The sequence below is a fragment of the Conexibacter sp. W3-3-2 genome, from assembly GCF_009707605.1.
GTDB classification, from domain to species: domain Bacteria; phylum Actinomycetota; class Thermoleophilia; order Solirubrobacterales; family Solirubrobacteraceae; genus Paraconexibacter; species Paraconexibacter algicola.
Genome location: NZ_WLYW01000001.1, coordinates 2,903,635 through 2,918,686, shown reverse-complemented (window position 1 = coordinate 2,918,686; position 15,052 = coordinate 2,903,635). Strand labels below are relative to the sequence as shown.

Below are 15,052 nucleotides of genomic sequence, written 5' to 3'. Positions count from 1 at the left end.
GGGGCCTACGGGATGAGCTCGGGGCCCTTGTCGACGTACTTCGCGCGGAAGGCGCGGAACGCGTCGATCGTCTCGTCGGTGAGCGTCTGGCAGCCGATGTAGTTCGTCCACGCGACGGCCGCGTACTTGAACGGCATGTCCGTGTTGTTCTGGAACAGCATCTGGTGGTAGCCGTTGCCGCCCTGGAAGTCCTCGAGGTAGAGGGAGCGGAGCTTCGTGACGTCCGCGGTCGGCGTGCCGGGCGCGTACTGGAACAGGATCCGCCCGTGCTCGAGCGAGTGCACCCAGTTCTCCTTGGCGGGCTCGGTGCCGGCCTCGTACTCGGCGCCGCGGTTCTCGCCCTCGGCGGCCGGCTCGATGTTGTGGTCGCCCGAGGTCGGCGGGTTCGTCTTGTAGCTCGTGACCTCGCCCTGCACGTGGTTGTTGCCCTCGTTGGGCAGCTGCTCGCGCAGCGTGCAGTTCGCGGCCTTCGCGGCCTGGGCGAGGTCGGTGATCTTCGGCGCGGCCAGCGCGACCGTCGGGCCGCTGCCGCTGGCGTCGGGGTCGCCGGCACCGCCGCCACCACCGCCACCCGCGAGGACCGCGGCGGTCACGCCGCCGACGGCGAGCACCGCGACCGCGACACCGGCCACCAGCTGGAGGCGCTTCTTGGACGCCTCGGCCTTGGCGGCCTTCGCCGCCTCCTCTTCGCGCTGCCTGCGGCGCGCTTCCCTTCTCTTCCTGGCGACTCGACATGTGCCCGCCATGGTACCGGGGCTCAAGTGCTCCACGCGACGGCCGATCCAGTGGTCATGCGCGTTCCCCGTCCCGTGGTCGACCGATGAGCACCCTGCCGTTCGCGGAGCGGCGTGCGGCGATCGAGGCGGCGGACCGCGAGAGCCCCGGGGAGACCGTCCCGGTCGCGCTGGTGCTGCTGGACGTCGACCGGCTGCAGGCGGTCAACGCCGAGCACGGACCGGCGGCCGGCGACGAGCTGCTGGACCGTCTCGAGGAGCTGCTGCGGTCGCTCGTGCGCCCGCACGACACGCTGCTGCGGATCGGTGGCGGGACGTTCGGCCTGGCGCTGCCCGGTGCCCGGCGGCTCGACGGCCTGCTGGTGGCCGAGCGGCTGCGGACGGTCGTCGCGCGGCGCCCGCTGCTGGACGGCCGGCGCGTGACGCTGAGCGCCGGCGTCGCGGCGGTCCCCGACGACGGCCGCACGCGCGAGGAGATCGAGCGGCACGCGCGCCGCGCGCTGCGCTGGGCCAAGGAGCACGGTCGCAACCTCTGCGCGGTCGCCGGGGAGGCGGTCGCCCCCGAGCTGGACGAGGGGTCGGGGGACATCCTCGCCCACCTGTTCGCGGTGGTGGAGTCGATCGACGCGCAGCACCTGCACACGCGCGACCACTCCGAGAGCGTCGCGCGGTACGCGGTCGCGGTCGGCCAGGAGCTGGGGCTCGACGAGGCGCACGTGATGCGCATCCGTCGCGCGGCGTTCCTGCACGACATCGGCAAGATCGCGATCGACGACACGATCCTCTCGAAGCCCGACCGGCTGACCGACGCGGAGTTCGAGCAGATCAAGGTGCACCCGGTGGTCGGGGCGCGGATGCTCCATCACGCCGGGCTCGTCGAGGAGGCGGTGTGGATCCGTCACCACCACGAGCGCGTCGACGGCCGGGGCTATCCGGACGGGCTGGCCGGGGAGTCGATCCCGGTCGAGGCCCGGATCATCTTCGTGGCGGACTCGCTCGAGGCGATGACCTCCGACCGGCCGTACCGGCGCGGCATGCCGGTCGCGTCCGCGCTGGAGGAGCTGCGCCGCTGCGCCGGCACGCAGTTCGACCCGGCGGTCGTGGATGCCGTGGTGCGGCTGCTCGACGACGGCCGCCTCGAGGTACTCGGGCTGCGGGAGGACGGCTCCGCGCCCACCTGCTGAAACCGCGACGCACGTCGCATCGGTAACGCAACGGTTTCTAGTACGTTGGAGGGCGCATGACCGTTCCCCCTCTCCTGCGGTCGGTGCCTCGCGCACGCCTGTGCGCGTTCGCCGCCGTCGCCGCGGCGCTCACCGCCCTCGTCGTCACGACGCTGCCGGTCCAGTCGAGCCCGAGTCGCCCGGCGCTGCTCGCGGCCCCGACGTCGGGCACCGTCGACGGCCTCGCCGTCCAGGCCGCCGCGGCCGAGCAGCGCGCGGCGCTGCCGCTGCGGGCCGGCGGGGGACCGCGCGCCCGCACCGGGCGGTCCTACCTCGTCGTGAAGGTCACGCTGGTGAACCGCACCGACCGCGACCTGACCGTCTCCGACGAGCGGTTCTCGGCGTTCGCCGGCGGCGCGGCGCTGCCGATCGCGGCGCAGGCGGCGGACGCGGTCCTCTACTCGCCCTGGAAGCCGCTGCTGCACGAGCAGCTCGGCCCGGGGGAGCGGCTCACCGGCAAGCTCGTGCTCGACGCCCCCGCGCGACCGCTGCGCGACGCGGTCCTCGTCGTCGCGGGGCAGGCCGCCCCGCTGAGGCTCGCCGTACCGCTCGCGCGCCGTTAGCGGTCCTCGCGCGCGCGGCGCGGGAGCGTCCGCACGGTGCCGTTGACCGGACCGTGCCCGTTGCGCCGCGTGCGGCCCGACCGGGAGGCCTCGGTCGCAAAGGTCTCCTCGAGGAACCCGAGGATCTCCCGCACGAGCCGCCCCGGCAGGACGCGCCCCTCGACGATCGACCGCATGCGCACCATCCGGGCGCCCGCGATCTCGTGCACGAGCGCGTCCGCGTCGCTGAACGGGTGGATCGGGTCGTTCGGATGGCCGACGACGAGCGTCGGCGCGGTGATCGCGCGCCGCTGCGCCTGCGTCGGGGCGACGCGGTGGAAGAACAGCCCGTGGAAGACCGCGTTGCTCGGCCCGGGGTCCTGGCGGACGACGTCGAGCAGCAGGTCGGCGAAGTAGAGGCCGCCGGTCGGGATCCGGCGCGTGACCGCGGCGAGCGCCTGCATCGGCGCGCGGGCGAAGCTCAGCGTCAGCATGATCGGCGTGAAGCCGATCGCGCAGCCCATCAGCGCGTTGTCGAGCACCGGCATCTCGATCACGAGCCCCTGCACCCGGTCGGGGGCGATGACGGCGGCCTCGAGCGCCGAGTTGGCCCCGAGCGACAGGCCGTGCAGCACGGCGCGCTCGATGCCGAGATGGTCGAGCAGCCCGACGATCTGGCGGCCGAACGCGGCCATCGAGTACTCCTGCATGGCGGGCGGCCGGTCGGAGCGCCCGTGGCCGAGGAGGTCGAGGGTGATCGCCCGGTAGCCGCGGTGCGCGAGCTCCTGCGCGACCGGCGTCATCAGCTTCTGCGAGAACAGCAGACCGTGGACGAGGACCACCGGCGGACCGTCGGCCGGTCCGTGCTCGGTGTAGGCGAGACGGTGGCCGTCGTGGACGAAGCTCGACATGCGTCCAGCATACCCCGGGGTATGTGGGAGTCGGGCACGCGACCTGCCAACCTGCGACGGTGTGGTGCGTTGGTGGTCGTGTGCGCACGTCCCTGACCGACCCGGAGCAGACCCGTCCATGTCTCTCGTGGCAGCAGCCGCTTCATCCCGCAGCCGGCCCCGCCCGCTTCTCCGCACGCTCTCCGACGAGCGGCTGGTCGCCCGTGTCCGCGCCGGGGACGAGGCGGCCTTCGAGGTCGTCTACGACCGCTACCACCGCAGCCTCCTGTCCTTCTGCCGGCACATGCTCGGCACCCGCGAGGAGGCCGAGGACGCGCTGCAGCAGGTGTGCCTCAGCGCCTACGACGCGCTGCGCGCCGACGACCGCCCGATCCAGCTCAAGGCGTGGCTCTTCACCATCGCCCGCAACCGCTGCCTCACCGTGCTGCGCGCCCGCCGCGAGCACGCCGACGTCGACGTCGTCGAGCCCGCGGTCGAGGGGCTGGCGGCCGAGGTCCAGCGCCGCGAGGACCTCCGCGCGATGCTCGCCGACCTCCACGGACTGCCGGACGACCAGCGCGCCGCACTCGTCCTCACCGAGCTCGGGGCGCACACCCACGACGAGGTGGCGGTGATCCTCGGCGTGCGCAAGGAGAAGGTCAAGGCGCTCGTCTTCCAGGCCCGCGAGCAGCTGCACGGCGCCCGCCAGGCGCGGGAGACCGACTGCGCCGACATCCGCGAGCAGCTCGCCACCCTGCGCGGCGGGGCGCTGCGCCGCACGCAGCTGCGCCGTCACCTCGAGGCGTGCGCGGGCTGCACCGCGTTCAAGCTCGAGGTCCAGCGCCAGCGCGCGGCGATCGCCGTGCTGCTGCCGGTCGTGCCCGGTGCGGCGCTGAAGAGCTCGGCGCTCGCGGGGGTCTTCGGTGCCGGGGCGGGCGGGGCCGGTGCGGGCGGGGTCGGTGGCGGGGGTGCCGCGGTCGCCGGGGCCGGGATCGCCGGTGCGGGTGCCGTGGCCGCCGGGGGCGCCGGCGGCACGTTCGCCGCGATCGGCCTGCAGGGCGCCGCGGTCAAGGCGCTCGCCGCGTTCGCGGTCGTCGGCGGCGCGGGTGGCTCCGGCTACGTCGCGGTGCACGAGCTCCGCGCGGCCCCGCCGCGCGCCGCGGAGACGTCGACCGCGACGGCGGCATCCGCCCCCGCCGCGCCGGCCGCCGCGCCCGGCGGGCCGGTCCTCACCCGGCCGGTCGGGGCGATCGTCCCGCTCACCGGCGGCGGCATCGCCGAGCTCGCGGCCGGGCGCGCGCTGACGAGCGGTCCCGGCACCGCCGGCACCGCCAGCTCCGCCGGCCCGGGCGGCGGCGCCTCCGGGCCCGCCGTCGAGGAGGCCGATGACCGGGAGGACCGCGAGGACCGCCGCGACGAGGCGCCCGTACGCGAGGACCGTGACGGCCGGGAGGAGCGCCCGGCGCGCAGCAACCGCGACCGGCCCGAGTCCTCCCGCCGCGGACCTGGGCGGCGCGAGAGCCGCGAGCGCGAGCGCGACGCCGAGCGCGAGCGCGACAGGGGGTCCGATCGCACGGAGGGCTCCGCGCCGAAGCCCGCCCGCGAGGGGGCGGCCCGCCCCGCCGACCGCGGACGCAGCGGCGGCAAGAAGCAGCGCGACTCCGGGCGCTCCACGGACGACCGCACGCGCACCGAGCGCCCCGCAGCGGTCGCGAAGCCTCAGAAGAGGGTCAAGGCCCCGCGCCCGGACCGCGGCGGCACCGCCGAGCCGGAGACCGCGACCACCGCGCCGCAGCCGGACGCCTCGCCGTCCGCGCCCGCGTCCGAGGACGGCTCCGGCGGCGCCTCCGACCGCCAGGGCGGCGGCGGCCGCGGCGGTCGGGACGACGACTGATCAGGGTCCGGTCGAGTCGCTGCGCCGCACCGGTACGGCGACCCGCACGGTCGTCCCGCGTCCGACCGTCGAGTCGATCGTCGTGGTGCCGCCCGCGGCCTCGACCCGCTCGACGAGGGACGCCAGCCCGATGTGCCCCTCCGCGAGCGCGGCGGCCGGCCGGCCCGCCGGGATGCCTCGTCCGTCGTCGGCCACCGCGAGCAGCAGGAGTCCGTCCTCGAGGAGGGCGTCGACGGTGACCCGCTCGGCGGCGGCGTGCTTGGCCACGTTGGTGACGAGCTCCCGGGCGAGCGACACGACGAACTCGTCGTCCAGGCCCGGGACGTCGGGGGCGACGGTGACCCGGGCCGCGAAGCCCCCGAGTCGGCCCTGTCGCTCGCAGATGCCGTGCAGCGCGAGGTCCAGGCCGCCGTGGTCGAGGGCGATCGGGTGCAGGTCGTGGACCGTCTCGCGCAGCAGGCGGATGCCCTCGGTCAGCGCGTGCTGCGCCTGCGCGAGGCTCGGGTGCGGCGTGCCGGGCGCGGCCTCCTCGAGGTCCTGCCGCGCCGCCAGCAGCAGCTGCAGCGACTCGTCGTGGAGGTCCTGCGAGAGCCGTCGCCGCTCGCGGAACTCGGCGGTCAGGAGCTGGCCGAGCAGCTGCTGCCGGGCGGCCGACAGCCGGCGCACGTCGCCGAGCCGGCGCGCGTTGAGCCGCGCGCTCATCACGGCGTAGACGCTCACCATGGCGTAGACGAACAGCCACTCGACGATCGCGGTGCGCGCGACCGCGTGCAGGTCGTCGAGCACGATGGCCCCCACGTAGGCGGCGGCGCCCACGGGGACGAGCCGGGCGAGCGTCGCCGGCGGCACGAACGGCGTGTAGCAGAGCGGGCCCATGAGCAGGAGGAAGCGCAGGGCGGACGTGGCGTCGCCCGAGGTCTCGATCAGGGCGAACATCGCGGCCGCGTCGAGCACGGTCACCGCGGCGACCCGCCGCCGGGCGCCGGGCCGCCGGAGGACCAGCAGGCCGACCACCAGCCAGACGAGCAGCCCGGCGTATGCCCACCAGAACCCCGGCTGCAGCGCGCCCATGTCGGCCACGGCGAAGATCCCGACCGCGACGCCGCAGACGGCGCGCAGCGCGGCGACGCGGTGCACGGCGATCCGGTGCTCGCGCTCGTCGGACGCGAGGCCCCCGTCGTGGCGCAGGTCGCGCGCCGCGACCGGGCGCGATGCGCCGCCGGGCGCGACGGGCGTCTCGCGCGGGGCGAGCAGCGCGTCGAGGTGGCGCACGACCTCCTCCGGCGCGAGGACCGCGGCGACGCCCGCGACCTGTCCGTCGTCGCGGCCCACGAGGACGACCCGGGTCGGCCGGCCCGCGTCCCGCAGCGCGCGGCCGATCGCCTCGCCGTCGATGCCGGGGAGGTCCCGGTCGAGCAGGGCGACGTCGACCTCCGCGGCGAGCAGGTCGTGCAGCGCGGTGTGGCCGGAGTCCGACGAGCCGCGGAGCGTTGCGTCGGCGGACGCCTCGACGGCGGTGATGAGGTCGAGCCGGCGCGCGGTGTCGCGGCTCGCCACGTAGACGGTCGTGCTCATGCAGTTGCCCCCTGGCGGCCGGCGCCCGCACCGCTGGACCCGTGTGCGGGGTGGCCGCCCCCCAACGGTACTACGGAAACTGGGTGATCGCGCGGGGTGCGGCGCTCCGGGCGTGGCGGGCGTCCCTGCACGCCGGGGGACGGACGGCGCTAGAGTGACGCCTGCGTCAACTTTTCGTCACGGTCCGTCGTCCCAGGAGGGAATCCCCATGGCCAAGCAGCCCCGCGTCCTCACCGGCAAGGTCGCCGCGATCACCGGCGGTGCCCGCGGCATCGGCAAGGAGACCGCGCGCTCGTTCGTCCGCGAGGGCATGAAGGTCGCGATCGGCGACCTCGACCTCGAGCTCGCGAAGAAGACCGCCCTGGAGCTCGGCCCGAACGTCGTCGCGTTCCCGCTGAACGTCATCGAGCGCCCGTCCTTCAAGCAGTTCCTCGACGACGCCGAGGAGGCCCTCGGCCCGATCGACGTGCTCGTCAACAACGCCGGCATCATGCAGCTCGGCTCCTTCCTCGAGGAAGACGACGCCACCACCCAGCGCCAGATCGACATCAACGTCAACGGCGTCCTCTGGGGGATGAAGGAGATCCTGCCGCGCTTCCTGCAGCGCGGCACCGGCCACCTCGTCAACGTCGCGTCGACCGCGGGCAAGGGCGGCTTCCCCGGCGGCGCCACCTACTGCGGCACCAAGCACTTCGTCGTCGGCGTCAGCGAGGCGGTCCGTGCCGAGGTCAAGGACACGCCGATCGAGGTGTCGTGCGTGATGCCGGTCGTCGTGAAGACCGAGCTCGCCTCCGGCCTGCAGCCCACCCGCGGCGTCAAGCACATCGAGCCGCAGGACGTGGCCGAGGAGATCGTCCGCGCGCTGCACTTCCCGAAGTTCGACGTCTTCGTCCCGCGCCAGGTGCAGGCGATCACCACCGTCATGAACGTCCTGCCGCGCCGCGGCCGCGAGGCGATCGCCACCGCCCTGAAGGCCGACAAGGTCCTCGCCCAGCGCGACGACGCGACCCGCCGCGCGTACGAGCTGCGCGCCTCGAACTCCGAGCCCGGCCTCGAGCCCGGCGCGGAGACGAAGCAGCTCACCGAGTCGACCTGAGCACCGCTCGACCGTGCCACCCGGTCGATAACCACCGGGTGGCACGGACCCATAGGGTTGCGTCTCCGTGAACGACGGCCAGATGATCCTGGCGACCGGGGCGCTCCTCGCCCTCGGTCTGCTGGCCTCCCTCCTCGCCGGGCGGCTGCGCGTGCCCGGACTCGTGCTGTTCCTCGGCCTGGGCATGCTGCTCGGCTCCGACGGGATCGGCGAGCTCGAGTTCACCGACTTCGAGCTCGCCCGCACGATCGGGATCATCGCCCTCGTCCTGATCCTCTTCGAGGGCGGCCTCGCCGCCGGCTGGGGGAGATCCGGCCCGTGCTGCGGCCCGCGATGTCGCTCGCGCTCGTCGGCACCGCGGCGACCGCGGCGATCACCGGGTTCGCCGCGGTCCTGCTGCTCGACCTCAGCGTCCTCGAGGGCCTGCTGCTCGGCGCCATCCTCTCCTCGACCGACGGCGCCGCGATCTTCGCGCTGCTGCGCGGCTCGACGCTGCGCCGGCGCCTCGCCCGCTCGCTCGAGGGGGAGGCCGGGTTCAACGACCCGGTCGCGGTGCTCCTCGTGCTCGGGTTCGTCGAGGCGATCGCCCACCCGCCGCACGGGCCGCTGGACTTCCTCGTCGAGTTCGCGATCGAGCTCGGCATCGGCGCGGTCGTCGGCCTCGGGGTCGGCTGGCTCGCGGTGCAGGCGTTCCGCCGCGCGCAGCTCGCCAGCACCGGCCTCTTCCCCGTCGCCTCGCTGGCGACCGCGGCGATCGCCTACGGCGGCGCCGACGTGCTGCACGGCTCCGGGTTCCTCGCCGCCTACCTCACGGGCCTCGCGCTCGGCGGCGCGCTGATCCCCGCCAAGCGGACCGTCGTGGCGTTCCACGAGGGGATGGCCTGGGTCGCGCAGCTGTCGATGTTCTTCGTCCTCGGCCTGCTCGTCTTCCCCTCGCAGCTCGCCGACGTGTGGGTCGAGGGCACCGCGGTCGCGCTCGTCCTGTGCTTCGTCGCGCGGCCGATCGCCGCCTGGGTGGCGACCATCGGCTTCGGCTTCACCGCGGCCGAGCGGGTCGCGCTCGGCTGGGCCGGGCTGCGCGGCGCGGTCCCCGTCGTCCTGGCGACCTTCCCGGTCATCGAGGGCGTCCCGCAGTCCACCGAGTTCTTCAACATCGTCTTCTTCGTCGTGGTCCTCTCGACGATCCTGCAGGGCGTGACGTTCGAGCCGCTGGCCAACCGGCTGCACGTCACCACCAACGAGCCCGCGCTGCCGCGCGTGATCGAGGAGACCGGCACGATCCGCCGCCTCGGCGCCGAGGTCGTCGAGTTCCCCGTCGGTCCGGAGGACGCGATCGTCGGCGTCAAGGTCCGCGACCTCGGGCTGCCGCGCGAGGCGCTCATCAACGTCATCGTCCGCGGGGAGGAGGCGATCCCGCCGCGCGGGGCGAACACGATCGAGGTGGGGGACAGCCTGCACGTGCTCGTGCGCTCCTCCGTCGCGGTCGAGATGCGCGACCTGCTCGAGCGCTGGCGCACCGGGCCGGTCGGGCCGCCGCCGCGCCCGCCCCGCCAGGTCCGCGCGCACGCGACGCCGTTCACGGTCCGCCCGTGGGACCCCGCCGACGGCGACCCCGCCGACCCCACGACGGTGGCCGGGCGCAAGGTCGTCGACCGGCTGCGCCTGCGCCGTGACACCGCCGGGTCGCTCGTGCTGCTCGACGACGGCGTCCTGGCGGTCTGCGGCGAGACGCTCGCCCTCGGTCGTCGCGACCTGCTCGGCGCCTACGCCCGCCGGCGGCTCTCCCGCGCGACCGCGGACAGCGACCGCGCCTGGTGGGCCGAGGTCATCGCCGCCGTCGCGCGATGAGTTCCGGGCGGTCGGCCGGTCGTTCCCGGCATGACCGACTTCGAGATCCGCACGATCGCGGCCCGGCCCGCCGTCGTCTCCCACCACGCCACCGACCTCGCCGGGTTCGCCCGGGTCGTCGACCGCGGCTTCCCGGCGCTCTACGACCGTCTCGGGGAGCTGCGCGTCGCGCCCGCCGGACCGCCGTTCATCCGCTACCTCGAGCTCGGTGATCCGCTGCGCGTCCAGCTCGGCGTGCCGGTGGCGGCGGTCGCCGACGACGGGCAGGGTGCGGACGTGCTCCCGGGCGGGCGGGCCGCGATCGCCCGCCACGTCGGCGCCTACGACGGGCTCGAGGCGGCGGGCCGCGCCCTGCACGCCTGGGTGCTGCAGCGCGGCGAGACGCCCGCCGGGTCGTTCTGGGAGTCCTACGTCACCGACCCGGGCGAGGAGCCCGACCCCGCCCGGCGGGTGACGGAGATCGTCATCCCGCTGCGGTGAGCCACTGCGCGATGCGGGCGCCGATGGCCGGGCCCTGGTCCTCCTGGAGGAAGTGCGAGGCGCCCTCGATCACGTCGGGCTCGCCGTCGTAGCCGATCGCGGCCGCGAACTTCTTCCCCGTGCCCGGGGTGAGGATCGGGTCCTGGTCGGCCCACAGCATCAGCACCGGGCGCTCGTCCTGCGCGAGCGCGGCGAGGACGCGCTGGCCCGCCTCCGCCCCCGTCGACTCGGGGGTCAGGGGGATCATCAGCGGGAAGGCGCGGGCGCCCGCCTTGGAGGCGGCGTCCGGGTAGGGCGCCTCGTACGCGGCGACGACCTCGGCGGGGGGCGGGGTCAAGCAGCCCCCGGCGACGAGCATGCCGACCGGCAGGTCCTCGGTCTGCTCGACGAAGCCGCGGAACGCGTTCCAGGCGTCGCTCATCTTCTGGTGCCCGGTGAACAGGCCGGTGTCCATGATCACCGCGCGGTCGAACCGCGTCGCCTGCTCGACGTAGAGGCGCAGGCCGACCGGGCCGCCCCAGTCGTGCACGACGATCGTCGCGCCGGTGAGGTCGAGGTGGTCCAGCAGCTCGGTCATCACCCCGACGTGGCGGTCGTACGTGTACCAGGCGAAGTCGGTCGGCTTGTCGCTGCGACCGAAGCCGGGCATGTCGGGCACGATGCAGCGGAAGCCCGCCTCGCGCACCGCGGGGAAGACGAGCCGCCAGAGGAACGACCAGGTCGGCTCCCCGTGCAGGAAGACGACCGCCGGGGCGTCGCCGCCGCCGGCGGGTGCGAGGTCGAGGTAGGCGATCCGCAGACCCTCGCGCGTCTCGAAGTACTCGGGGGCGTAGTCGAAGTCGGGAAGGCCCGCGAAGCGGTCCTCGGGCGTGCGCACGATGTCGGTCATGCCGCGAGCCTACTGACAGCGTGTCATCACCGGGGAAAACGTCATGCCGGACGTCAGGCCGCGGCGGCCAGCGCCCACCCGGCCGCCGCGCACGCCGCCCCTCCGAGCGTCGCGGCCGCCAGCAGGCGGCCCGCGGCGGCCGCGGGCAGCGACGCCTCGTCGAGCATCCAGGTCGAGAACGTCGTGTACGAGCCCAGGAACGCGGTGCCCGCCAGCAGCAGGCCGTCGCCGGTCACCCCGGCGCCGGTCAGCACGCCGAGCGCGAACGCCCCGGCGAGGTTCAGCAGCAGCGTGCCGCGGTGCGCGGGCTCGCCCAGCGCGCGGCTCGTCAGCACCCGCGCGACCGCGCCGGTGCCCGACAGCAGGGCAACCGCGAGCGCCGTCGTCACGCCCGCAGCCCCACCCGCACGAGCGCGAAGCCGCCGGTGATCGTCACGGCCATGTATGCGAGCGCCGTGCCCGGGTGTCCGGTGTCGATGAGCCGCACCGCCTCGACCTGCAGCGTGCTGAACGTCGTCAGCGCACCGCACAGCCCCGGACCGAGCAGGGCGCCCGCCCGGGCGCGCCGCGGCGACGGGTCCGGGTGGCGCAGCAGCCGGGCGGCGACGATCCCGAGGACCAGCGCGCCGAGCAGGTTCGCGACCATCGTGCCCGTCGGCCAGGCCCCGTCGTGCGCTCCGGCCCCGAGACCGTCGGCGAGTCCCCAGCGGGCGAGCCCGCCGAGCGCGCCTCCCAGGAACACGGCGAGCAGCATCGCCCCGTAGGGTACGAGCCATGGCCGCCGCCGATCTCGACCAGCTCTCCATCGACACCATCCGGACCCTGTCCATGGACGCCATCCAGAAGGCGAACTCCGGGCACCCGGGGCTCCCGCTGGGCATGGCGCCCGCGGCCTTCCTCCTCTACGCGGAGGTGATGAAGCACGACCCGCAGGACCCGGACTGGCCGGACCGCGACCGCTTCGTGCTGAGCGCGGGCCACGGCTCGATGCTCCAGTACGCGGCGCTGCACCTCGCCGGCTACGACCTGACGGTCGAGGACCTCCAGCAGTTCCGCCAGTGGGACTCGCGCACCCCCGGCCACCCCGAGCGCGAGCGGCGCGAGGACGGCAGCTGGCGCACGCCGGGCGTCGAGGTGACGACCGGGCCGCTGGGCCAGGGCTTCGCCAACGGCGTCGGTCTCGCGATGGCGGAGAAGTTCCTGCGCGAGACGTTCGGCAGCGAGGTCCAGGACCACTTCACCTACGCGATCGTCTCCGACGGCGACCTCATGGAGGGCATCGCCTCGGAGGCCGCGTCGCTGGCCGGGCACCTCGGTCTCGGGAAGCTCGTCTACCTCTACGACGACAACGACATCTCGCTCGACGGCCCGACGTCGCTGTCGTTCGACGAGGACACCACCGCGCGGTTCGCGTCCTACGGCTGGCACGTGCAGACCGTCGAGGACGCCAACGACCTCGCCGCGCTGCGGGCCGCGATCGCCGCGGCGCAGGCCGAGACGGCGAAGCCGTCGCTGATCCGCGTGAAGTCGATCATCGGCTACCCGGCCCCGAACAAGCAGGGCACCTCCGGCGCCCACGGCGCGCCGCTGGGCGAGGACGAGATCCGCGCGACGAAGGAGATCATGGGCTGGGACCCCGACGCCCAGTTCCTCGTCCCCGACGGCGTGCTCGAGCACGCCGGTGCGGCCGGCCGCAAGGGCGCCGAGGAGCGCGCGGCCTGGGAGCAGCGTCTCGAGGCGATGAAGGCCGCCGACGCCGACAAGGCCGCCGCGTGGGACGCGGGCTGGTCGTGCCGTCCGCTGCCCGGGCTCGCCGACGTGCTGCCGGGTGACGCCGAGGCGTTCGGCAAGCCGAAGCTGGCGACGCGTGCCGCGGGCAAGGCCGTGATGGCGGCGTTCGCCGGCCACGTGCCGACCATGGTCGGCGGCGCGGCGGACCTCTCGGGCTCGACCGCCACGATCTTCCCCGGCGGCGACGACGAGCGGTTCACCAAGGACCAGGTCGGCCGCAACGTCTACTGGGGCGTGCGCGAGCACGCGATGGGCGGCGCCGTGAACGGGCTCGCCGCGCACGGCGGGATCGTCCGCCCGTACGGCTCGACGTTCCTGCAGTTCGCGGACTACATGCGCGGGTCGATCCGGCTGAGCGCGCTGCAGGAGCTGAACGTCGCCTGGGTCTTCACGCACGACTCCGTCGCGGTGGGCGAGGACGGGCCGACGCACCAGCCGGTCGAGCACCTGCTGTCCCTGCGCGCGATCCCGGGCCTCACGGTCATCCGTCCCGCGGACGCGACCGAGGTCGCGGAGGCGTGGCGCGTGATCCTCGAGGAGCTCGACGGCCCGGCCGCGCTGATCCTCTCCCGGCAGGACCTGCCGATCCTCGACCGCGAGAAGCTCGAGTCCGCGCGCGGCCTGGCCCGTGGCGCCTACGTCCTGCGCGAGCCGGAGGGCGAGGAGTCCGCGTCGATCATCGCCACCGGCTCCGAGGTCGCCGTCGCGCTGGAGGCCGCCGACAAGCTCGCCGCCGCGGGCGTGCACGTGCGCGTCGTCTCGATGCCGTCGTGGGAGCTGTTCGACGAGCAGGACGAGGGAGATCCAGGAGGACGTGCTCCCCGGGGACCTGCCGACGGTGTCGATCGAGGCCGGCGTCACGATCGGCTGGGAGCGCTACGCCGACATCCCGCTCGGCATCGACCACTTCGGCGCGTCCGCGCCGGGCGGCGAGCTGCTGGAGCGCTTCGGCATCACCGCCGACGCGGTCGTCGAGGCGGTGCAGGAGCTCCTCGAAGAGGAGTGAGTCCCGCCACAGGGTGGTGGTAGCCCTGTGACAGCGGTCGGTGATGGGGTCGGCGGATGCCCGTCCCCGACATCCCACCCGGCGACTGCGCGGCAGCTCACCATTCCGATGAGCTGCGGCGCAGAGGCGCCGACGCCGGGCCGACGATCCACGCGGTGATCGCCGCGGGGGGCGGCGTGGCGAGCGCCGCCGCCCTGCGCGCGGCCGGCGTCCACCGCAACGCCGTGGCCCGGCGCCTGCGCGACGGCCGCCTCGTCGAGCCGTTCGCGGGCGTCTTCGCCCTCGGCGTCCTGCCGGACGACGTCCGTCGCCGTGCCGCGGTCCTGTCGTGCGGGGCGGGCGCGGTGCTCGCCGACTGGTCGTGCGCCGAGCACCGAGGGCTGATCACGTTCCAGGAGCCGGCCGACGACCGCGTCCACGTGATCGTCGGCGAGCGCCGGTGCCCGCGCCGGCCCGGCATCGCGGTGCACCGCGTCGGGACGCTCGACCCCCGGGACGTCGTCGAGCACGACGGGGTCCGCTGTCTGACCGTCGCGCGGCTGCTGCTGCGGCTCGCCGCGACGCGCGACGCCCGGTTCGTGGAGCGGCTCATCGACGAGGCCGCCTACCAGGGGTCCTGGCGGCCGTGGGAGGTCGAGGAGCTCCTCGTCCGGACCCGCGGGCAACGCGGACACGCCGTGCTCGAGCAGGCGTTCCGCCGGCACGTGCCCGGGACGACCCGGACGCAGAACGAGCTGGAGGAGGCGTTCCTGGCGATCTGCGACGCGCAGGGCTGGCCACGGCCGATCTGCCAGCAGCCGGACACCCTGCGGTCCGGGCGCCGGATCCGCCACGACTTCCTGTGGCCGGACCTGCGCGTGGCGGGAGAGACCGACGGCGGGCGGGGCCACGCCGGCGCCTACCGGCAGGCGCGCGACGCCGAGCGCGACGCCGACCTGCGGGCGCGGGGGATCGAGGTGGTCCGCGCGCAGTGGGACGAGGTGTTCCACCGCCCGGCGGTGGTCGTGGCGCGGGTCGGGCCGGTGCTCCTCGCGCGCGGCGCGCGGTTCGGGCGGCCCCGCCGTCGGTGACCGCCTCTGCGCGG

13 protein-coding genes and 1 pseudogene are annotated in these 15,052 nt (G+C 74.9%); 8 read left to right on the top strand and 6 right to left on the bottom strand.

Features of this window, described 5'->3' with window-relative positions; translation table 11 throughout:
- Positions 1-5: 5 nt before the first annotated feature.
- Positions 6-761, bottom strand: a complete 756-nt coding sequence (locus GKE82_RS14110; RefSeq protein ID WP_154733735.1) for a DUF3105 domain-containing protein — start codon at positions 759-761, stop codon at positions 6-8.
- A 59-nt stretch (positions 762-820) separates the two neighbouring features.
- Between GKE82_RS14110 and GKE82_RS14105 the strand changes: the two genes are divergently transcribed.
- Positions 821-1,918, top strand: a complete 1,098-nt coding sequence (locus tag GKE82_RS14105) for an HD-GYP domain-containing protein (protein WP_158276657.1) — start codon at positions 821-823, stop codon at positions 1,916-1,918.
- A 56-nt stretch (positions 1,919-1,974) separates the two neighbouring features.
- Positions 1,975-2,520 (top strand): hypothetical protein, encoded by a 546-nt coding sequence (locus tag GKE82_RS14100; protein WP_107567513.1) that lies wholly within the window; start codon positions 1,975-1,977, stop codon positions 2,518-2,520.
- On the opposite strand, the gene GKE82_RS14095 is transcribed toward GKE82_RS14100, so the two are convergent.
- Positions 2,517-3,410, bottom strand: a complete 894-nt coding sequence (locus tag GKE82_RS14095) for an alpha/beta fold hydrolase (RefSeq protein ID WP_158276656.1) — start codon at positions 3,408-3,410, stop codon at positions 2,517-2,519. The genes GKE82_RS14100 and GKE82_RS14095 overlap by 4 nt on opposite strands.
- Before the next feature lie 118 nt (positions 3,411-3,528).
- Between GKE82_RS14095 and GKE82_RS14090 the strand changes: the two genes are divergently transcribed.
- The gene (locus GKE82_RS14090) at positions 3,529-5,283 is read left to right on the top strand and encodes an RNA polymerase sigma factor (protein ID WP_196189234.1); all 1,755 of its coding nucleotides are present in this window, start codon (positions 3,529-3,531) and stop codon (positions 5,281-5,283) included.
- Here the strand turns inward: GKE82_RS14090 and GKE82_RS14085 are convergent, their stop codons facing one another.
- Positions 5,284-6,858, bottom strand: a complete 1,575-nt coding sequence (locus GKE82_RS14085; protein ID WP_154733733.1) for an ATP-binding protein — start codon at positions 6,856-6,858, stop codon at positions 5,284-5,286. It abuts the gene before it with no gap.
- Between the two features lie 208 nt (positions 6,859-7,066).
- Here GKE82_RS14085 and GKE82_RS14080 point away from each other — a divergent pair, with 208 nt between their 5' ends.
- From GKE82_RS14080 to GKE82_RS14070, 3 genes are all read left to right on the top strand, one after another.
- Complete coding sequence (locus GKE82_RS14080) at positions 7,067-7,954, top strand: SDR family oxidoreductase (RefSeq protein ID WP_154733732.1); 888 nt, start codon at positions 7,067-7,069, stop codon at positions 7,952-7,954.
- Positions 7,955-8,272: 318 nt separating this feature from the next.
- A complete protein-coding gene (locus GKE82_RS14075) occupies positions 8,273-9,802 on the top strand; it encodes a potassium/proton antiporter (protein ID WP_309233605.1) in 1,530 nt (509 codons plus the stop codon).
- 30 nt (positions 9,803-9,832) lie between these two features.
- On the top strand, positions 9,833-10,282 hold the full coding sequence (locus tag GKE82_RS14070; RefSeq protein ID WP_154733731.1) for a GyrI-like domain-containing protein: 450 nt from the start codon (positions 9,833-9,835) through the stop codon (positions 10,280-10,282).
- On the opposite strand, the gene GKE82_RS14065 is transcribed toward GKE82_RS14070, so the two are convergent.
- From GKE82_RS14065 to GKE82_RS14055, 3 genes are read right to left on the bottom strand one after another with little or no spacing between them, the layout of a single operon-like run.
- Positions 10,266-11,171, bottom strand: coding sequence for a haloalkane dehalogenase (locus GKE82_RS14065; RefSeq protein WP_154733730.1), 906 nt, complete (start codon positions 11,169-11,171; stop codon positions 10,266-10,268). The two genes, GKE82_RS14070 and GKE82_RS14065, sit on opposite strands and share 17 nt — an antisense overlap.
- A gap of 53 nt (positions 11,172-11,224) precedes the next feature.
- Positions 11,225-11,560, bottom strand: coding sequence for a CrcB family protein (locus tag GKE82_RS14060; RefSeq protein WP_154733729.1), 336 nt, complete (start codon positions 11,558-11,560; stop codon positions 11,225-11,227).
- The gene (locus tag GKE82_RS14055) at positions 11,557-11,925 is read right to left on the bottom strand and encodes a CrcB family protein (RefSeq protein ID WP_154733728.1); all 369 of its coding nucleotides are present in this window, start codon (positions 11,923-11,925) and stop codon (positions 11,557-11,559) included. Before GKE82_RS14055 ends, GKE82_RS14060 begins: the two co-directional genes overlap by 4 nt.
- 20 nt (positions 11,926-11,945) lie before the next feature.
- On the opposite strand from GKE82_RS14055, the pseudogene tkt reads away from it, so the two are divergent.
- Positions 11,946-13,968, top strand: a pseudogene (gene tkt, locus GKE82_RS14050) (transketolase).
- 155 nt (positions 13,969-14,123) lie between these two features.
- Positions 14,124-15,038, top strand: coding sequence for a hypothetical protein (locus GKE82_RS14045; protein WP_154733727.1), 915 nt, complete (start codon positions 14,124-14,126; stop codon positions 15,036-15,038).
- The last annotated feature ends 14 nt before the right edge of the window (positions 15,039-15,052 follow it).